The following is an 18,451-nucleotide window of genomic DNA, read 5'->3' as shown; positions in this document are numbered from 1 at the left end:
CGGCGCTCTGCCTACTCCGCCGCCAAGGCCGCCGGCGCTTCCGGCCGCCAGCGCAGCTTCGGCTTCCGTGCCGCCAAGGTCTCGTCCAGCCGGCGCAGGGGGGCCAGGTGCGGGGCGCCTTTGAAGCGGTCGGCGTCGCCAGCCTTGGCAGCCCCGGCCAGCGCCCGCAGCGCGGTGACGAACCGGTCGAGTTCCTGCTTGGATTCCGTTTCGGTCGGCTCGATCAGCATGGCCCCGTGGACGACCAGCGGGAAGTACATGGTCATCGGGTGGAAGCCCTCGTCGATCATCGCCTTGGCGAAGTCGAGGGTGGTGACGCCGGTCCCCTCCAGCCATGCGTCATCGAACAGCGCCTCGTGCATGCAGGGGCCGTCCGGGAAGGCAGGGGTCATCAGGTCGCTTAAGGTGGCCTTGATGTAGTTGGCGTTGAGGACGGCGTCCTCGGCCACCTGCTTGAGGCCATCGGAGCCGTGGCTGCGCATGTAGGCGTAGGCGCGGACGTACATGCCCATCTGGCCGTGGAAGGCGCTCATCCGGCCAAAGGCGCCGGCCGCCTCGCCGATGGCTTCCTCCTGCAGGCTGAGACCGTCCGGCCCGTGGACCAGCCAGGGGGTGGGGGCGTAGGGGGCCAGGGCCTCGCTGAGGACCACGGGACCGGCGCCCGGACCACCGCCGCCGTGCGGGGTGGAGAAGGTCTTGTGCAGGTTGATGTGCATGGCGTCGACGCCGAGGTCGCCCGGGCGTACCCGGCCGACGATGGCGTTGAAGTTGGCCCCGTCGCAGTAGAAATAGGCCCCCGCCGCATGGGTCAGCCGGGCGATCTCGACGATGTCGCGCTCGAACAGGCCGCAGGTGTTGGGGTTGGTGACCATGATGGCCGCCACGTCGGGGCCGAGCTTGGCCTCGAGGTCGGCCAGATCCACCCGGCCATCGTCGGTCTGGGCGATCTCGCGGACGCTGTAACCGACGAAGGCGGCGGTGGCGGGGTTGGTGCCGTGGGCGCTGGTCGGGACCAGCACCACCTTGCGGGCGTCGTCGCCACGCGCCTTGTGAGCCGCCTGGATGGCGAGGATGCCGCACAGCTCGCCATTGGCGCCCGCCTTGGGGGTCAGGGCGACAGCGGGCATGCCGGTCAGGGTCTTCAGCCAGTGGGCCAGGCGGTCCATCAGCTCCAGGGCCCCGGGGACCGTCGACTGCGGCTGCAGCGGGTGGATATCGGCGAAGCCCGCCAGCCGCGCCATCTTCTCGTTGAGGCGCGGGTTGTGCTTCATCGTGCAGCTGCCCAGCGGATAGAGGGCCAGGTCGATGGCGTGGTTCTTCTGGGACAGGCGCACGTAGTGGCGCATCGTTTCCGGCTCCGACAGGCCGGGCAGACCGATCGGCTCAACGCGCACCAGGTCGCCGAGCTCATCGGCGGAAATCGAGGCTTCCGGGATATCCACGCCAGTCTTCGACCAGCCGTCCATCTCGAAGATCAGGGCCTCATCCTGCAGCAGGCCGCGCCCGCCGGTCAGGGAGGCGAAGCCGCCGGTGGCGGTATCGGCTTGCGGCGTCGTGGGCCGTCCAACGCTGTTCATGCTCATGCCAGCACCTCGGCCAGTTCGGTCTTGAAGGTTTCGATGTCGCCGTCGGTGACGGTCTCGGTTGCGCAGACCAGCAGCACGTCGTCGAGGCCCGCGTGGGGGTCGAGACGGCTGTAGGGCACGCCGGCCAGCACGCCGCGTTTGGCGAGGGCTTCGACGACCTCCGCGGCCGGCTTGCTGAGCTTCACCGCGAACTCGTTGAAGAACCGCGGGGTGAGCACCTCGACGCCTTTGACGCCACTCAGCGCGATCTTCGTCTTCAGCGCCTGCTGGTGATTGAGCAGGGCCAGTTTCCTTAAGCCAACCTCGCCCAGCAGCGACATATGGATGGTGAAGGCCAGGGCGCAGAGGCCGCTGTTGGTGCAGATGTTGCTGGTCGCCTTGTCGCGGCGGATATGCTGCTCGCGCGTCGACAGGGTCAGCACGAAGCCGCGCCGCCCGTCAGCGTCCACCGTCTCGCCGCAGAGGCGGCCAGGGGCCTGGCGGACCAGCTTTTCCTTGCAGGCGAAGAGGCCGACGTAGGGGCCGCCGAAGTTCAGGGCGTTGCCGATCGACTGGCCCTCGGCGACCGCGATGTCGGCGCCCATCTCGCCGGGCGATTTCAGCAGGCCGAAGGAGACGGCCTCGGTGGTGACCACGATCATCAGGGCGCCGGCAGCTTGGGCCGCCGCGGCGATCTTCGTCACGTCGGTGGCTGTGCCGAAGACGTTGGGCGTCTGGACGACCACGCAGGCGGTGTCGGCGTCGATGGCGGCGATGACCGCATCCTCGGCGTCGATGGCCGCCTTCAGGCGCTCGGTGGCGACGCCGGCCGCGTGGGCCAGGGTCTCGACCGTCTGGACGTAGTGGGGATGCAGGCCGCCCGACAGGATGGCCTTGCTGCGCCGGGTGACGCGGCTGGCCATCATCACCGCCTCGCCGGCGGCGGTAGAGCCGTCGTAGAGGCTGGCGTTGGCGACATCCATGCCGGTCAGGGCCGCGACCTGGGTCTGGAACTCGAACAGCACCTGCAGGGTGCCCTGGGCGATTTCCGGCTGATAGGGCGTGTAGCTGGTCAGGAACTCCGACCGCTGGATGATGTGATCGACCGAGGCCGGCACATGGTGGCGATAGGCCCCCGCGCCGCAGAAGAAGGGCACGCTGCCCGCCGCCACGTTCAGGGCCGCCAGAGCGCCGAGCTCACGCTCGACCTCCAGCTCGCCGGCGAAGCCGGGCAGGTCGACCGGACCGTCGAGCACGGCCGATTTGGGCACATCGACGAACAGGTCGTCGACGCTGCCGGCGCCGATGGCGCCAAGCATCTGACGCCGGTCGTCAGGGGTCAGGGGAAGATAGCGCATCGATCAGAGAGCCTTGCCGAAAAGGGCGTCCGACAGACGCCGCAGAAGGGAGTGGGAGGGAGCGCTAACCAGGTCGGGCAGCGGCTTGCGGGCCTTGAGGGCGACGGAGCGGCGGTCGTTGACGGCCCTGGCGACAGCCTCCTTGCGCAGCACCTCGGTGGCTTCGCCGGCCTGCCAGTCCTCGAAGAGGTGGGCCAGCAGCGCTTCGAAATCCTGCGGATGCTGCACCGCCTGGGCGCCGGGAAAGCCCAGCGCCAGGCTGCTGGCGACCTGGCCGCCGGCCGGCAGGGCGAAGTAGCGGCCGCCGGCCTTGACCATCGAGGCGGTCTCCCCGGCCATCCGCCACAGGGCGGCGGCGACGGCGGGGGTCATGGTCTCGGTGGTCAGCATGGCGATGTCGTCATTGCCGTCGAGGAACAGGTGGACCTGGGTGCGGTCGCTGAGACGGACCGTTTCGGCCGCCGCCGAATGCTGTGCATCGATAGCGGCCAGGGCGCGGGAGACGCCTGCGTTGAAAGCCTTCGGACCTCCCGTCGCCGTGGTCGGATGCAGGAAGATCTCGAAGGCCATGGCTTACAGCGTCCCCAGGTAGTCTTCGTAGGCGCCGCGATCCATCAGGGCTTCGACTTCGGCCGGGTTGCTGAGCTTGACCTTGGCGAACCAGCCGCCCTGTTCCGGCACGGCGTTGACGGTCTCCGGCGCGTCACCGAGGCTGGCGTTGGACTCGACCACCTCGCCCGACACCGGGGCGTAGACATCGGAGGCGGCCTTGACGCTCTCGACGACGGCGAAGCTGTCGCCCTGGCTGACGGTCTTGCCGACTTCCGGGGTCTCGACGAACACCACATCGCCCAGCTGTTCGGCGGCATAGGCGGTGATGCCGACGGTGGCGACGCCATCCTCGACGACGACCCACTCGTGATCCTTGGTGAAGCGCATCGGGTCTCTCCTCCTAGAGCTTGCGAACGTAGCGTTTGGGCACGAACGGCATGGCCACGACCTCGGCCGCGCCCGCCCGTCCCCGGACAATGACATTGAGCTTGGTCCCGACCGCCGCATGGGCCGGCGGCACGAAGCCCATGGCGATGGGGTGGCCGAGGCTGGGGGCGAATCCGCCGCTGGTCACTTTGCCGATGACGGCTCCGGCGCCGTCGGCGATCTCGGCGCCTTCGCGGGCCGGGGCGCCTTCGAGGACTTTCAGGCCGACGCGCACGCGGCTTGGCCCCTCCGCCAGTTCCTTCGCGATCCGCGAGGCGCCCGGGAAGTCCTGGGCGTCACGGCGTTTCTTGCTGACGGCGAAAGCCAGGTCCGCCTCGATGGGGCTGGTGGTCTCGTCGATGTCGTGGCCGTAGAGCGGCAGGCCGGCTTCCAGTCGAAGCGAGTCCCGGGCGCCCAGGCCAATCGGCTTGACCCGCGGGTCGGCCAGCAGGGTGTCCCAGACCGCATGGGCGCTGTCGCCGGGGATGGAGATTTCGTAGCCGTCCTCGCCGGTATAGCCCGAGCGCGAGACGAAGGCCGGCAGACCGAAGGCGGTCATCGCCCGGGCCTCGGAGAAGACCAGGGTCAGGGCGTCCGGCGCATGCTGCGCCATGACGGCGGCGGCCTCGGGGCCCTGAAGGGCCAGCAGGGCGCGATCTTCCAGCCGCTCGATCTTCACCTGGGGCGCCAGCTCGTTGTCGATGACCTTGAAGTCGTTTTCCTTGCAGGCCCCGTTGACGATGACGAACAGGCCGTCGTCGTCGGGCCGCGAGGCCATCAGGTCGTCGATGATTCCGCCCTTCTTGTTGAGCAGCAGCGAATAGCGCTGCTTGCCCAGGGCCAGGCCGATGAAGTCCGACGGCGTGATCTCCTCGAACGCCGACAGCGGCGAGACCCCGCGCAGCCGCGCCTGGCCCATGTGGCTGACGTCGAACAGGCCGGCGTGCTCGCGCGTCCACAGATGCTCCTTCAGCACGCCGTCGGCGTACTGCACCGGCATCAGGTAGCCGGCGAACGGGACCATGCGGGCGCCAGCGGCGACATGGGCGTCGTAGAGCGGGGTTTTCTTGAGGTCGGCGGTGTCGGTCATGGCGGGCTCTTCAGGGTCGATGCGTCCACGCCCGGCTCATCACCGGTCGGATGGTCGCCCCCGCTGTCCCTTGCGCCTGAGAGATTTCAGCGGACCAACAGTCCCGCCTTGCTCCTTCGGCGAACCGCTTGCGGCGGTTCTTTCCAGCGTTTCTCGTGTCGCGCGGTCCGTTTGCCTGAGCGTTTCCGGGGCGGTTGCGCCTTCGGCCTCGGGACGAATGAGAATCCCGATGTCTCCCGCGAGACAGGGACGTTCCTGATCGACCGGTGAGGGCGAGTCAAGGCGGGCGCCATCACAAGCGCGGGGCCGGCGTGACTCGGTCGCCCTGGTTGCCTAGTCTGGACGCAAGAAAGCGCCGGGGAGGGCGTCATGAAGCTTATCGGGAAGATCGTCCTTGGGGCGGTCGCCATCTTCGCCGTGCTGGTCGCCGTCGTGGTCTTCCGGACCCTGACCTTCAAGCCGCCGGCTTCGGTCGACGTCACCAGCGTCAAGCTCGCCCCCGCCCCGGCCATCGACCAGGCCGCCGCCGCCCAGCACCTGTCGCAGGCGGTCCAGATCAAGACGATCTCCAACCAGAACAAGGCCGAAAACGACTGGGCCGAGTGGGACAAACTCCACGCCTGGCTCAGCCTCACCTATCCGGCGGCCCACGCGGCCATGACCCGCGAAATCCTGCCCAACAAGGCGCTGGTCTACACCTGGACCGGCAGCGATGCGTCGCTCAAGCCCATCGTCCTGATGGCCCACCAGGACGTGGTGCCGATCACGCCCGGCACCGAGAAGGACTGGAAGCACCAGCCGTTCGGCGGCGAGATCGCCGAGGGCGCGGTCTGGGGTCGCGGCTCCATCGACGACAAGGGCAGCCTGGTGGCCTTGTTCGAGGGCCTCGAGGCCCTGGCCAGGTCGGGCTTCAAGCCCAAACGCACCGTCATCGTCGTCAGCGGCCAGGACGAGGAAGCCGGCGGCACCGGCGCCCAGGCCGCCGCCGCTTTGCTCAAGAGCCGGGGCGTCCAGGCTGAATGGGTGCTCGACGAGGGTTCGGCGGCGATCAATGACCATCCGATCACGGGCAAGCCCGCCGCCGTCATCGGCATCGCCGAGAAGGGCTATGCGACCCTGGTCGTCACCGCTCCGGCCAAGGGCGGCCACAGCTCGGCGCCCCCAGCGGAGACTGGCGTCGGCACCCTGGCCCGGGCGATCACGGCCATTACCGACAAGCAGTTCCCGATGCGCCTCGATGGCCCCGGCGCCCAGATGATCTCGACCCTGTCGGCGGAGGGCTCCTTCGTCACCCGCATGGCCATCGCCAACCAGTGGCTGTTCGGCCCGATGCTGAAGAAGACGGTGGCCGAAACCCCGGCCGGGGCGGCCCTGCTGCACACCACCATCGCCCCGACCATGCTCAAGGGCAGCCCCAAGGAGAACGTCCTGCCGCAGGACGCCGCCGCCTGGATCAACTACCGCATCGCTCCCGGCAGCACGACGGACGACGTCATGAACGCCGCCAAGCGGGCGACCAAGGGGCTCGACGTGCAGCTGAAGTGGGCCGGCGCCGTGATCAACCCCTCGCCGGTCAGCTCGACCTCGTCGGAGGGCTGGAAGATGATCGCCGCCCTGGCCTCGGACGGCGGCAAGCTGCCGGTTGCGCCGGGCCTGGTCGGCGCCGGCACGGACAGCCGCTACATGACCCCCATCGCCAGCGACATCTACCGCTATCAGCCGATCCTCGCCGACCTGAACACCTTCGGCATGATCCACGGCACCAACGAGCATATGACGCTGGAGAACCTGGCCCGGATGACGACCTTCTACGCCCGGCTGGTGGCTTCGGCGGCGGGCTGACGAAAAAGTTCATCCGGTTTGTCGGGACTCAAAGATGTGCCCCGTCCTAGGGTCACATCAGAGAGGAACCGACCCGATGCGTATGATCTTCGTGAACCTGCCGGTGAAGGACGTGAAGGCGAGCCGCGCCTTCTTCGAGGCCCTCGGCTTTACGATCAACGAGCAGTTCTGCAGCGAGGACACCGCCTGTGTCGTCTTCGCCGACAACATCTTCGCCATGCTGCTGGAGCACAAGCGCTTCAAGGACTTCATCAAGGGCGACATCGCCGACAACTCGAAGAACAAGGAAGTCCTGACCTGTCTGTCCTGCGAGAGCCGGGCCGCGGTCGAGGAGATGAAGACGAAGGCGATGGCAGCCGGTGCGACCGAATGGATGCCGGCCCAGGACTACGGCTTCATGTACGGCGACAGCTTCTGCGACCTCGATGGCCACGTCTGGGAGTTCAACTGGATGGACATGGAAGCCGCCGCCCGTGGCGAGCACCTCGAGATCGAGACGGCCGGCTGATGGCCGAGAAGATCGAGGTCGAGAACGTCCTCCAGCCGGGCAAGACCTATCGCGTCGATGCGGCCAAGTACCAGGCCCTGCGGGCGGCCATGGAGGCCGCCCTGCCCACCAGCGCGCCCGGCCTCGACGCCAAGGCGCTGAAGGCGGCCATCCTTCCGTTGCTGCCGGACGACCTGTTCCCCGGCGGCGACACCGCCGGCTGGTGGATCAAGTGCGTGCAGCTGGACCTCGAGGCCAAGGGCCTGGTGGTCCGGGAGGGCAAACCGCTGCGGTTCCGGAGGGCGGCCTGAAGCTCAGGTGACCCGCGCCAGCTTGCCAAGGTCGCGGATGATCCACTTTCCCATGTGCTTGTCGAGGATGCCGGCGGTCTTCAGGGCGGTGACCTCGCGCTGGACGCTCTGGCGGGTGACGTCGAAATGGTCGCCGATGTCGCTCTGGGTGATTGGCAGGCTGATGACGCAGCTCTGACCCACCCGCTCCTCCCCGCACCGCTCCGCCAGACTTTCGAACAGCAGGGCGATACGCTTGCCCAGGCGGTGGTTGGCCCGCATGTCGCGGTTGGCCATCTGGCGCGAGATCGAGTTGGCGAACTTGCGGCACAGGGTCTCGGGAATCTCCGGATGGGCCCGGTAGAGGTCCCAGAAGTCGTCGGCGGCCAGCACTCGCACCCGGCAATCGGTCAGCGCCAGGGTGGTATGATGATAGGGCCTTTTCGCGATCACCGCCGTCTCGGAAAAGCAGTTGCCCGGCGAATAGATGGTGATGATCGACTGGCGCCCGTCCTCGAGCAGGCCGACCAGCTTCACATAGCCGCTATCCATCTGATGCATACGGCTGGGCTGCTCGCCGGCCTGCTTCAGCGGCGCGCCGGCGGCCACGTCGATGGTCGTCATGCGGGCGTGGATCGCCGCCGCCACGGCGGGCGGAAGTTCCGCGATCCAGTTCTCGTTGCTGGTGATTCCGTGCATGGCGGTGTTCCGGGCGCACTCCCTCAGGATAGGGTTTGAGCATACCGCGGCCCCCTCGGGGCGAAAATTTCGCAGAATGTAAAAAAGGTGTCACCGATTTCACCGGCGACCGCATCACACCTCCCGCCAACGAGACCAGACGGCGACCAGCGCCGCGGCATCGGGAGGAGGATAGACATGACCCAACGGACCCACCTGCGCGCCCTGCTGTGCGCCGCCACCGCCCTGACCGGTCTCACCATGGCGCTGCCGAGCTTTGCCCAGGACGCCTCGCCTGAAGAGAGCGCCGTCGAGGAGGTGATCATCACGGCCCGCAAGAAGGCCGAGTCGCTGCAGGACACCCCGGTGACCGTCACCGTCTTCTCCGGCGAGAAGCTGCAGGAAGAGGGCATCACCGACTTCCAGAAACTGGCCGACGCCACCCCCGGCGTGACCATCGACGCCTTCCCGCGCGCAGCGCCGCGTCCCTTCTTCCGGGGCATCGGCAGTTCCAACCAGAGCGCCGGCGGCGACCCCAGCTCGGTGGCCTTCCTCGACGGCGTCTATCTCGGCCGCGGGGCCATGCTGGCTGTCGACACCTTCGACCTTGAGCGGGTCGAGGTGCTCAAGGGCCCGCAAGGCACCCTGTGGGGCAAGAACGTCGTCGGCGGCGCCGTCAACTTCGTCACCGCCCGGCCAAAGCATGAGTTCTTCGGGCGCGGCGCGGTCACGGTCGCCGAGTTCGACCAGTTTAACGCCAACCTGATGCTCAACATTCCGCTCGGCGACACCGTCGCCTTCCGGGGCTCGATCGGGCGCCAGTACAACGAGGGCTTCCGCAAGAACAGCAACACCGGCAAGGGCCTGGATGACGACAACCGCTGGAGCGGTCGCGCCCATCTGCTGGTCGAGCTCGGCGAAGACTCCAGCCTGCTGTTCACCGCCGACGCCGTCAGCGACGACCTGGCCGGCGGCGCCCGCTACAACCTGCGTCCGTTCGGCGACCGCGACATCGACAAGCCGCGCAGCGCCAACCCTGACCGCCCCGGCTTCATCACCCGCGACACCGGGGGCCTGAAGGTCGAGTACAACACCGACGCGCTCGGCTGGGCCAGCCTGACCGGCATCGCCAGCTGGCGGACGCTGGAATACGACAGCTCCGAAGACCTCGACGGCACAAACGTCGCCGGCAACGCCGCCGCCGGCATGGGCGCGGTCACCGGCCTGCAAGTCCTCGCCAAGGAGGAGGCCGACAGCTACTCGACCGAATGGCGGCTGGCCTCGAAGGGCGACGGTCCGGTCAGCTGGACCGCCGGCCTCTTCTACCTGAAGGACGAGGTGCGGCGTGAACGCGAGACCGAGACGGCCGCCGTCGACCTGTCCGAAAACCGCTTCATCGGCGAGAACGTCACCAAGAGCTTCGCCGCATTCGGCGAGCTGGAATACGGCTTCGACTTCGGCCTGAATCTCTTCGCCGGCCTGCGCTACACCGACGAGGAAAAGGAATACGAGGTTACCCGCCTGACCGGACCTCAGGCCGCGCCGGTGGCCAACTTCACCACCAGGGGCAACCCGGGGATCAGCAGCGAGCAGATCTTTACCTGGCGGGTCGGCGGCGACTGGCGCTTCAATGACAACGTCTTCGCCTTCGCCAGCGTCGCCACTGGCTTCAAGTCTGGCGCCTTCCAGGAACAGCCCAACGTCGCCACCGCCCGGATCCCGACCGATCCGGAAGAGGTGATCAACTACGAGGGCGGGCTGAAGACCGACTGGTGGAACCGCCGGGTCCGCGCCAACGCCTCCATCTTCTACGCCGAGTACAGCAACCTGCAGACCATCCAGTCTGTGCCCGACGCCAGCGCCGGTCCGGGCGGCGCCTCCATCGTCGTCGACACCGGCGACGCCACCATCGCCGGCCTGGAAGCCGAGTTCCGCCTGGTCCCCGACGACCACTGGGAGGCGGGCCTCAGCTACACCTACCTCGACGCCACCTTCGACCGCCTGACCCAGACCTCGGCCATCCTCGCCGACGGCACGGCGGTGCGGAACGACCTGTCGGGCAACCGCCTCAGCCGCACGCCCGAACATGCCGTCAGCCTCGACGTGAGCTACACGACAGCTAAGTTCGCTTGGGGCTGGGTAAAGGTTGGGACCTCGGCCAACTACGAGAGCGAGGTGTTCGACGACAACGCCAACGACTTCGTCGAATACCGCAAGGCCCGCACCCTGTGGGACGCCAGCGCCACCTGGCACTTCAACGACAAGTACAGCCTGCAGGTCTGGGGCCGGAACCTTGGCGATGTCGAGTACCGCACCCACCAGGTCGAAACCGGCGGCGGCTTCTTTGTCCAGTACGGCCCGCCGCGCCAAGTCGGCGTCACCCTGACCGCCGAGTTCTAGAGATCCCTCCTTGCGCCATCCCGGCCCGGGCCGGGATGGCGGCTTTTCCGCCCCCTCCGGAGTCCATCGATGGCCAAGCCCGTCAAAGTCCTCGTCCCGACCGGCGCGCTCGGCGCCGGCTGTCCGGAGGACGCCTTCCAGCGCGGGGTGTCGCTCCGGCCGGACGTCCTGGCCGTCGACGCCGGCTCGACCGATTCCGGTCCCTACTATCTGGGCGCCGCCGTCTCGAAGATGACCGACGCGGCCACCAGGAACGATCTGCGCCAGCTGATGCTGGCCCGCGACAAACTCGGCGTCCCCCTAATCGTCGGCTCCTGCGGCACCAGCGGCACCAACGCCGGCGTCGACTGGATGGCCCGCCTCTGCGAGGAGATCGCCGTCGAGGAGGGCCTGACCGCCACCGTCGCCCTCGTATATTCCGAGCAGACCGCCGCCGGCCTTGCCCCCTATCTGGCGCGCGGCGCCGTTACCCCGCTGCCGCCGATGGGCGAGCTGACCCAGGACCGGCTGGAGGAGTGCGACCACATCGTCGGCCTGCTCGGCTACGAACCCCTGGCTGCCGCCATCGAGGCCGGCGCCGACATCGTCCTGGCTGGCCGCACCACAGACACCGCCGTCATCGCCGCCGTGCCCCTGATGCGCGGCCTGCCGGCCGGGGCCAGCTGGCATGCCGCCAAGACCGCCGAATGCGGCGGCCTCTGCACCGTCCAGACGCGCCGGGGCGGGGTGATCATGACCATCGATGACGCAGGGTTCGATGTCGAACCGCTGGCCGCAGACAACGCCTGCACGCCGTTCACGATCAGCAGCCATCTGCTCTACGAGAACGCCGACCCCTACCGTCTGACCGAGCCCGGCGTCGTGCTCGACGCCAAGGGCGCGACCTACGCCGCCGTCGACGACCGCACCGTCCGGGTCACCGGCTCCCGGGCCGAGATCAAGCCTTACACCATGAAGCTGGAGGGCAGCGGCGCGGCGGGCTTCCGAACCATGGTCTTCACCGCCGTCTCCGACCCCAAGATCATGGACCGCATCGGCGACTGGCTGGGTCGGCTGGAAGCCTTCCTGCGCGAGGGCATAGGCAAGGTGCTGAAAATCGACGCCGCCGAGTACCAGCTCGACCTGCGTCCCTATGGCTGGAATGCGCTTGACCCCCGCCGGGCGGCCACAGAGCGGCCGCCGCTGGAGGTTGGGCTGATGGTCCTGGCCACCGCCGCCACTCAAGGACGCGCCACCGAGATCGCCAAGTTCTGCAACCCCTACCTGCTGCATTTCCCGCTGAACCTGGACGATCCGCTGCCCAGCTTCGCCTTCCCCTTCTCGCCGGCCGAGGTGGCGCTCGGGGCGCAATACGAGTTCAAGCTGAACCATGTCGTCCATCTGAACGACCCCTGCGAGCTCGCTGTCACCCGCACCTTCATCGCCGGCCGGGGAGAGTTCCATGCGGCAGCTTAAGGACGTCGCCCGCTACGTCCGCTCCAAGAACGCCGGCCCCTTCTGGATCACCGTCGATGTCTTCTGCGGCGACCAGGGATCCTACGAGACCCTTTGCGCCGCCCCGGCCCTCGGGGCCGTGGCCATCGCCGAGCTCTACGGCGTCGGCTCCAACCACGTGCGGATCTTCCACGACGACAACCTGAAGGTCATCAAGATCTCCTTCCCCCGGCCGATCGCCCAGGGCTCGACCCTGGATGTCGATTCTCACGCGGGGCAGCAGTTCGTGCCTTTGCTGTCGGTCGCGGTCTAAGGTCGGGCAGCAATGACTCTCGCCCTGCTCGGTTTTGCGATGATCGCGGTGTTCATGGCCCTGGTCATGACCCGGCGGATGAGCGCCGTCGTCGCGCTGATCATCGTCCCCATCGTCTTCGCCTTGATCGCCGGAGCCGGGGCGGGGGCCGGGGCGATGATGCTCAAGGGCCTGACCCAGACGGCGCCGACGGCGATCATGCTGATGTTCGCAATCCTCTATTTCGGGGTGATGATCGACGCCGGACTGTTCCAGCCCCTGGTCCGGAGCATCGTCGCCTGGGCCGGCGACAACCCGGTCAAGCTGATGCTCGGCCATGTCGCCCTGGTGGCCATCGTCGGCCTCGACGGCGACGGCACGACCACGGTGCTGGTCGCCGTCTCGGCCCTGCTTCCGGTCTATCGCAGGCTCGGCATCGACATTCTGAAGTTCGCCGTGCTCGGCTCGATGACCTTCATCCTGATGAACATGAGCCCTTGGGGCGGACCCGCCGCCCGGGTCGCCGCCTCGCTGAAGATCGATCCGTCCGAGCTGTTCGTCCCCATGCTGCCGGTGGTCGGCGTCGGCTTGCTGTCGGTCTTCGCCCTGGCCTGGTGGTTCGGCTGCCAGGAGCGGACGCGCCTGGCCGCGCAGCCGGCGGTCGCCACGCTGGACGCAGTTCCCGACGTTTCCGATACCGCCCTGGCCGGCGCCTTCCAGTCGGACCCCGCTGCCCTGCGTCCGCGCCTGATCTGGGTGAACTTCGCCCTCACCGCCGTGCTGATGGTCGCCGTCGTCCTGCGCCTCGCGCCGCTGCCGGCCCTGTTCATGGCCGGCGTCGCCCTGGCCCTTGCCATCAACTATCCGCGCCTCGCCGACCAGCGCGACCGGCTGGTTTCCCACGCCGGCAACGTCCTCAGCGTCGGGGTGATGGTACTGGCCGCCGGCGCCTTCACCGGGGTGTTGAGCGAGACCGGGATGATCAAGGCCATGGCCGATTCCATCCTCACCGTCCTGCCGCCGGAGGTCGGGCCGTTCCTGGCGCCGATCACGGCCCTGATCAGCATCCCGGCCAATTTCCTGCTCTCGGCCGACGCCTGGTACTTCGGCATCCTGCCCGTGATCGCCGAGACCGCCGCCCCCTACGGCGTCACCCCCGAACAGATCGGCCGCGCCTCGCTGATGGGCGGACCGGTGCATTCGCTCAGCCCCCTGGTCGCCGCCGTCTATCTCAAATGCGCCCTGCTCAACATCGAGCTGGCCGACCTGCAGCGCTACGCGTGGAAGTACGCTCTGGGGCTCTGCTTCGTGCTGATCGCGGCGGGACTTCTGTTCGGTGTCATTCCGCTGGTCGCGGGCTGATCAACCGCCAGGCGGCCAGCCCCGGCAACACAGCGCACCCCGCCGCCGCCGCGGCTTTCGGCGTCGCCGTCAAGGCCGGCGGCTAGTCCTCGACCTGGGTGTCCGGCCGGTCGCCGCCTTCGGCGATCTCCTTGTGCCATTGGCCACGCTCGTCCTCGTAGAGGATGCCGGTCGTCTCGCCGCCCAGCCGCTGTTCGCCGGCCGCCCGCTTGGCGGCGGCCACGGCCTGGTCGCGGCTGTGGAAGGTCTCCGAGTAGGTGCCGTCCGCCCGGTAGGCCCAGCCTCCGTCATGTTCGACGATCTCATAGGTCACCGTGGTCATCGGCTGTCTCCTGCTGGCTGCCAATTCAGTAAGCGCCCAGAGCAGGGCTGGTTGCAACGGCCTCGGTGATTGACGCCCTTCGCCCCAGTCGTTAGCCCAGCCCCATGACCGACCTGCCCGCCGGCCTTTCCGCCCTCGCCGACCGCTACGATGTCCTGCTCTGCGACGTCTGGGGCGTCATCCACAATGGCCGCGAGAACTTCCCGGACGCCTGTGTCGCCCTGGCCCGCTGGCGGGCCGAGGTCGGGCCAGTGGTGCTGATCTCCAACTCGCCGCGCCCGGCCAGCGATGTCATCGCCCAGCTGGATGGCCTGAACGTTCCGCGCGAGGCCTGGAGCGCCTTCGTCACCAGTGGCGACGCCACCCGCGTGCTGCTGGCCGAGCGGGCGCCGGGGCCGATGTGGAAGATCGGCCCGGCCAAGGACCTCGTGCTCTACGAGGGACTGGGTCTCGATCTGGCAGAGGCCGACCGGGCCGCCTTCGTCTCGGTCACCGGCCCCGACAATGACGATGTCGAGACGCCTGAGGACTACCGCGAACGGCTGACGGCCGCCGCCGCCCGCAATCTGCCCCTGATCTGCGCCAACCCTGACCTGCTGGTCCAGAAGGGCGACAAGCTGATCTACTGCGGCGGGGCCCTCGCCGACCTCTACGCCAAGCTGGGCGGTGAGGTGCTGATGGCCGGCAAGCCGTTCACACCGATCTATGAGCTGGCGCTTGCCGAGGGCGAGGCCCTGCTCGGCAAGACCCTGGACCGCAAGCGGGTGCTCTGCATCGGCGACGGCGTCATCACCGATGTGAAGGGCGCGGCCGACCATGGCCTGGACTGCCTGTTCATCGCCCAGGGCATCCACGGGGTGAAGGCGCTCGGCGCCGACGGAAAACTGGACCCGGAAAAGGTCGCCGGACTGCTTGAAGAAGAGGGCCAGACCGCGGCCTACGCCATGGCCGATCTGGTCTGGTAGGGGAGATCAACGATGCAAGGCCTGTTTCTCGAAGACCTCACCGTCGGCCAGTCGGCCGAGATGACACGCACCGCCGACGAGCGCACGGTCCAGCTGTTCGCCGAGGTCAGCGGCGACAACAATCCGCTGCACCTCGACGAGGCCTATGCCGAGACCACACAGTTCAAGGGCCGTATCGCCCACGGCATGTTGTCGGCCGCCTATATCTCGGCGGTGATCGGCACCCAGCTGCCGGGGCCGGGCGCGGTCTACATGGGCCAGAGCCTCAGCTTCCGCCGGCCGGTGCGGATCGGCGACGAGGTGCGCACGCTCGTGACGATCAGGGAGATCGACGCCGACAAGGGCCGTGTGACCCTCGACACCGTCTGCTCGGTGAACGGCAAGGCGGTGCTGACCGGCGAGGCCCTGATCCTGGCGCCCAAGCGCGGATGAGCCTGAAGATCGTCCATGGCTGGAAGCACCTCGACCCCGCCGATCGCGGGGCCTCGGTGGCGCTCGGCAACTTCGACGGGGTGCATCTGGGCCACCAGGCGGTGATCGGCATGGCCGCCGATGCGGCCCGCGATAAGGGCTGTCCGCTGGGGGTGATCACGTTTGATCCGCACCCGCGCCGGCTGTTCCATCCGGACGAGCCCAGCTTCCGCCTGATGACCCTGGACCAGCAGGCCCGGGCGCTGGAGGCGCAGGGGGTTAGCCGGCTTTATGTGCTGAACTTCGACTTCGAGATGGCCAGCTTTTCGGACCGCGAGTTCGCCCAGTTCGTGCTGCACGAGGGGCTGGGCGTTCGCCACGTCGCCGTCGGTTTCGACATCAGCTTCGGAAAAGGCCGCACCGGCAGCCCGGCATTGATGAAGGCCTATGGGGAGGCCTTCGGCTTCGGCGTCTCGGTGGCGGACGCTGTGGGCGAGGGCGAGGGCAAGTTCAGCTCGACCGGCGTGCGCGATGCCTTGCGTGATGGCCATCCGGAGGCGGCGGCCGCCATCCTGGGGCGGCCCTTCGCCATCGAGGGCGTGGTGCGCCGGGGCCAGCAGCTGGGCCGCCAGCTGGGCTTTCCGACGGCCAATGTGTTCATGGCCGACTATGTGACGCCGCGTCTGGGCGTGTACGCGACGCGGACGAGGTTGCCGGACGGGCGGCTGCTGCCGGGCGTGGCCAACATCGGCAACAACCCGACGACAGGCGAGGTCGAGACGCGGCTGGAGGTCTGGATCTTTGACTTCGACGAGGACCTGTATGGCCAGGTCATCGAGACGGAGCTGCACGCGTTTCTACGGCCGGAAGAGAGGTTCGGGTCGATCGAACTCATGGTCGAACAGATCCACCGGGACGAAGCCGCCGCCCGCCAAATCCTCCTCCGTCCGTAGGGCGGGGGAGCGATGAAAAAGGGCCCGGCGTCGCCGCCGGGCCCTCAATCTTCAACGATGACGGGCTGACTAGCCCAGCGCCGCCATCAGTTCGGGAACGACCGTCTTGTAGTCGCCCACGATGCCGTAGTCGGCGACCTGGAAGATCGGCGCGTCGGCGTCCTTGTTGATGGCCACGATGACCTTGCTGTCCTTCATCCCGGCCAGGTGCTGGATAGCGCCCGAGATGCCGATGGCGATGTACAGCGCCGGCGCGACGACCTTGCCGGTCTGGCCGACCTGGTAGTCGTTGGGGGCGTAGCCCGCGTCGACCGCCGCGCGCGAGGCGCCGACGGCGGCGCCCAGCTTGTCGGCCAGGGGCTCGATGACGCCCTGGAACTCTTCAGCCGAGCCCATGGCGCGACCGCCCGAGACGATGATCTTGGCCGCCGTCAGTTCGGGACGGTCGGACTTGACCATCTCTTCGCTGACGAACTTGGCGCCGTTGTCATTGCCGCCGGCCGTGGCCGACTCAACGCTGGCCGAGCCGCCGTCAGCGGCCGCCTTGAAGGCGGTGGGGCGGACGGTGATGACCTTCTTGGCGTCCGAGGACTGCACGGTCTCCAGCGCGTTGCCGGCGTAGATCGGACGAACGAAGGTGTTCGCATCGACCACTTCGACGATCTCGCTGATCGGGGCGACGTCCAGGTGGGCGGCGATCCGGGGGGCGAAGTTCTTGCCGCCCGAGGTGGCCGGGATCAGGACGGCGTCATAGCCGCCCATCAGGCCCTCGACCGTGGCGGCCTGGACCTCGGCGACGCCGTGGCCCAGATCGGCGCTCTCGGCCAGCAGCACCTTGCGCACGCCGGCGATCTTGGCGGCGGCGTCGGCGACGGCCTTGGCGCCCTGACCCATGACCAGCACATCCACATCGCCCGAAAGCGCGAGGGCGGCGGTGACGGTCTTGTTGGTGGTGTCGCGCAGGTGCGCGTTGTCGTTATCGGCGACGACCAGGACGGCCATTAGAGCACCCCCGCTTCAGTCTTGAGTTTGGCGACGAGTTCGGCGGCGTTCTCGACCTTGATACCGGCCGAGCGCTTGGCCGGCTCGGTGACCTTGAGGACTTTCAGGCGCGGCGCGATATCGACCGCGTAGTCGCCGGTGGTCTTCAGGGCGATCTCTTTCTTCTTCGCCTTCATGATGTTCGGCAGCGAAGCGTAGCGCGGCTCGTTGAGACGCAGGTCGGCGGTGATGACCGCCGGAATGGCGACCTCGACCGTCTGCACGCCGCCGTCGACTTCGCGGGTCACTGTGGCCTTGCCGCCGGCGACTTCGAGCTTGGCGGCGAAGGTGGCCTGGGGCCAGCCGAGCAGGGCCGAGAGCATCTGGCCGACGGCGTTGTTGTCGCCGTCGATGGCCTGCTTGCCCATCAGGACCAGGTCGGCGGCTTCTTCCTGCGCAACGGCCTTGAGCAGCTTGGCGACGGCCAGGGGCTCAAGGTCGCCATCCGACTGGATCAGCACGCCGCGGTCACCGCCCATGGCCAGGGCCGTGCGGATGGTTTCCTGGGCCTGAGCCGGACCGATGGAGACGATGACCACCTCGGTGGCGACGCCTTTTTCCTTGAGACGCACGGCTTCCTCGACCGCGATCTCGCAGAAGGGGTTCATGCTCATCTTGACGTTGGCCAGGTCGACGCCGCTCTGATCGGCCTTGACCCGCGCCTTGACGTTATAATCGATAACCCGTTTGACCGGGACCAGCACCTTCATGGGTATTGTCCGCCCGTTTGTTGCGTTGCGAAAAATCTTGCGCGGACAGGCGGATACCACCTTCCCGGCGCATTGCAAGTTTCCCCACGGGCGCAATCGCCGAAGTGGATACCGGTTCGGCGGCAAATTGCGCCCGCGACTAAAAAGTGTTGAGCCTGTTTATCCCAACCCGATCCCAAGATCGGGTTGGGACAGGCTCAGCGGTCAGGATACGGCGAAAAATCGCCGCGAAGCCGCCGCTGGCGAGCGCTTTGTAATTCCGCTAGAGCGCTG

The 18,451-nt window shown here is 67.9% G+C and carries 19 protein-coding genes and 1 riboswitch; of the genes, 10 read left to right on the top strand and 9 right to left on the bottom strand.

The window, feature by feature from the left end; all coding sequences use genetic code 11:
• Positions 1-11 precede the first annotated feature (11 nt).
• From gcvPB to gcvT, 5 genes are read right to left on the bottom strand one after another with little or no spacing between them, the layout of a single operon-like run.
• On the bottom strand, positions 12-1,583 hold the full coding sequence (gcvPB, locus tag AC2YG9_RS02750; RefSeq protein WP_487296385.1) for an aminomethyl-transferring glycine dehydrogenase subunit GcvPB: 1,572 nt from the start codon (positions 1,581-1,583) through the stop codon (positions 12-14).
• The gene (gene gcvPA, locus AC2YG9_RS02745; RefSeq protein WP_487296384.1) at positions 1,580-2,923 is read right to left on the bottom strand and encodes an aminomethyl-transferring glycine dehydrogenase subunit GcvPA; all 1,344 of its coding nucleotides are present in this window, start codon (positions 2,921-2,923) and stop codon (positions 1,580-1,582) included. The genes gcvPB and gcvPA overlap by 4 nt, the downstream gene beginning before the upstream one ends.
• 3 nt (positions 2,924-2,926) lie before the next feature.
• Complete coding sequence (locus tag AC2YG9_RS02740; protein WP_487296383.1) at positions 2,927-3,493, bottom strand: hypothetical protein; 567 nt, start codon at positions 3,491-3,493, stop codon at positions 2,927-2,929.
• Between the two features lie 3 nt (positions 3,494-3,496).
• Positions 3,497-3,862 carry a glycine cleavage system protein GcvH gene (gene gcvH / locus AC2YG9_RS02735; RefSeq protein ID WP_487296382.1) on the bottom strand — a complete coding sequence of 122 codons (366 nt, stop codon included), beginning with the start codon at positions 3,860-3,862 and terminating at the stop codon, positions 3,497-3,499.
• A 13-nt stretch (positions 3,863-3,875) separates the two neighbouring features.
• On the bottom strand, positions 3,876-4,991 hold the full coding sequence (gene gcvT / locus AC2YG9_RS02730) for a glycine cleavage system aminomethyltransferase GcvT (RefSeq protein WP_487296381.1): 1,116 nt from the start codon (positions 4,989-4,991) through the stop codon (positions 3,876-3,878).
• A 153-nt stretch (positions 4,992-5,144) separates the two neighbouring features.
• Positions 5,145-5,240: riboswitch (glycine riboswitch) on the bottom strand.
• A 120-nt stretch (positions 5,241-5,360) separates the two neighbouring features.
• On the opposite strand from gcvT, the gene AC2YG9_RS02725 reads away from it, so the two are divergent.
• From AC2YG9_RS02725 to AC2YG9_RS02715, 3 genes are all read left to right on the top strand, one after another.
• Positions 5,361-6,833 carry a M20 family peptidase gene (locus tag AC2YG9_RS02725; protein WP_487296380.1) on the top strand — a complete coding sequence of 491 codons (1,473 nt, stop codon included), beginning with the start codon at positions 5,361-5,363 and terminating at the stop codon, positions 6,831-6,833.
• A gap of 76 nt (positions 6,834-6,909) precedes the next feature.
• Positions 6,910-7,341, top strand: coding sequence for a VOC family protein (locus tag AC2YG9_RS02720; protein ID WP_487296379.1), 432 nt, complete (start codon positions 6,910-6,912; stop codon positions 7,339-7,341).
• Positions 7,341-7,631 (top strand): DUF6958 family protein, encoded by a 291-nt coding sequence (locus AC2YG9_RS02715; RefSeq protein WP_487296378.1) that lies wholly within the window; start codon positions 7,341-7,343, stop codon positions 7,629-7,631. Before AC2YG9_RS02720 ends, AC2YG9_RS02715 begins: the two co-directional genes overlap by 1 nt.
• A gap of 3 nt (positions 7,632-7,634) precedes the next feature.
• Here the strand turns inward: AC2YG9_RS02715 and AC2YG9_RS02710 are convergent, their stop codons facing one another.
• Positions 7,635-8,309 carry a Crp/Fnr family transcriptional regulator gene (locus AC2YG9_RS02710; protein WP_487296377.1) on the bottom strand — a complete coding sequence of 225 codons (675 nt, stop codon included), beginning with the start codon at positions 8,307-8,309 and terminating at the stop codon, positions 7,635-7,637.
• Between the two features lie 177 nt (positions 8,310-8,486).
• On the opposite strand from AC2YG9_RS02710, the gene AC2YG9_RS02705 reads away from it, so the two are divergent.
• From AC2YG9_RS02705 to AC2YG9_RS02690, 4 genes are all read left to right on the top strand, one after another.
• Positions 8,487-10,688, top strand: a complete 2,202-nt coding sequence (locus AC2YG9_RS02705) for a TonB-dependent receptor (protein WP_487296376.1) — start codon at positions 8,487-8,489, stop codon at positions 10,686-10,688.
• A 69-nt stretch (positions 10,689-10,757) separates the two neighbouring features.
• Positions 10,758-12,143 carry an acyclic terpene utilization AtuA family protein gene (locus AC2YG9_RS02700; RefSeq protein ID WP_487296375.1) on the top strand — a complete coding sequence of 462 codons (1,386 nt, stop codon included), beginning with the start codon at positions 10,758-10,760 and terminating at the stop codon, positions 12,141-12,143.
• Positions 12,130-12,435, top strand: a complete 306-nt coding sequence (locus AC2YG9_RS02695) for a DUF4387 domain-containing protein (RefSeq protein ID WP_487296374.1) — start codon at positions 12,130-12,132, stop codon at positions 12,433-12,435. The genes AC2YG9_RS02700 and AC2YG9_RS02695 overlap by 14 nt, the downstream gene beginning before the upstream one ends.
• A 12-nt stretch (positions 12,436-12,447) precedes the next feature.
• Positions 12,448-13,776 carry a CitMHS family transporter gene (locus tag AC2YG9_RS02690; RefSeq protein WP_487296373.1) on the top strand — a complete coding sequence of 443 codons (1,329 nt, stop codon included), beginning with the start codon at positions 12,448-12,450 and terminating at the stop codon, positions 13,774-13,776.
• Between the two features lie 82 nt (positions 13,777-13,858).
• On the opposite strand, the gene AC2YG9_RS02685 is transcribed toward AC2YG9_RS02690, so the two are convergent.
• Complete coding sequence (locus AC2YG9_RS02685; protein WP_487296372.1) at positions 13,859-14,098, bottom strand: DUF2188 domain-containing protein; 240 nt, start codon at positions 14,096-14,098, stop codon at positions 13,859-13,861.
• Between the two features lie 104 nt (positions 14,099-14,202).
• On the opposite strand from AC2YG9_RS02685, the gene AC2YG9_RS02680 reads away from it, so the two are divergent.
• The 3 genes from AC2YG9_RS02680 to AC2YG9_RS02670 are packed head-to-tail and all read left to right on the top strand — an operon-like array spanning position 14,203 to position 16,427.
• Positions 14,203-15,063, top strand: a complete 861-nt coding sequence (locus AC2YG9_RS02680; protein WP_487296371.1) for a TIGR01459 family HAD-type hydrolase — start codon at positions 14,203-14,205, stop codon at positions 15,061-15,063.
• A gap of 12 nt (positions 15,064-15,075) precedes the next feature.
• On the top strand, positions 15,076-15,495 hold the full coding sequence (locus tag AC2YG9_RS02675; protein ID WP_487296370.1) for a MaoC family dehydratase: 420 nt from the start codon (positions 15,076-15,078) through the stop codon (positions 15,493-15,495).
• Positions 15,492-16,427: a bifunctional riboflavin kinase/FAD synthetase gene (locus AC2YG9_RS02670; RefSeq protein ID WP_487296369.1), complete on the top strand. Its 936-nt coding sequence runs from the start codon at positions 15,492-15,494 to the stop codon at positions 16,425-16,427. Before AC2YG9_RS02675 ends, AC2YG9_RS02670 begins: the two co-directional genes overlap by 4 nt.
• Positions 16,428-16,496: 69 nt before the next feature.
• Here AC2YG9_RS02670 and AC2YG9_RS02665 read toward each other — a convergent pair whose 3' ends face one another.
• Both AC2YG9_RS02665 and AC2YG9_RS02660 read right to left on the bottom strand, forming a co-directional pair.
• Positions 16,497-17,429, bottom strand: coding sequence for an electron transfer flavoprotein subunit alpha/FixB family protein (locus AC2YG9_RS02665; RefSeq protein ID WP_487296368.1), 933 nt, complete (start codon positions 17,427-17,429; stop codon positions 16,497-16,499).
• A complete protein-coding gene (locus AC2YG9_RS02660; protein WP_487296367.1) occupies positions 17,429-18,178 on the bottom strand; it encodes an electron transfer flavoprotein subunit beta/FixA family protein in 750 nt (249 codons plus the stop codon). Before AC2YG9_RS02660 ends, AC2YG9_RS02665 begins: the two co-directional genes overlap by 1 nt.
• Between the last annotated feature and the right edge of the window lie 273 nt (positions 18,179-18,451).

This window comes from Caulobacter sp. SRI_014 (assembly GCF_057586315.1).
Note: the sequence above shows the minus strand (reverse complement) of the source record. Positions and strands in the feature narration are given on the sequence as shown.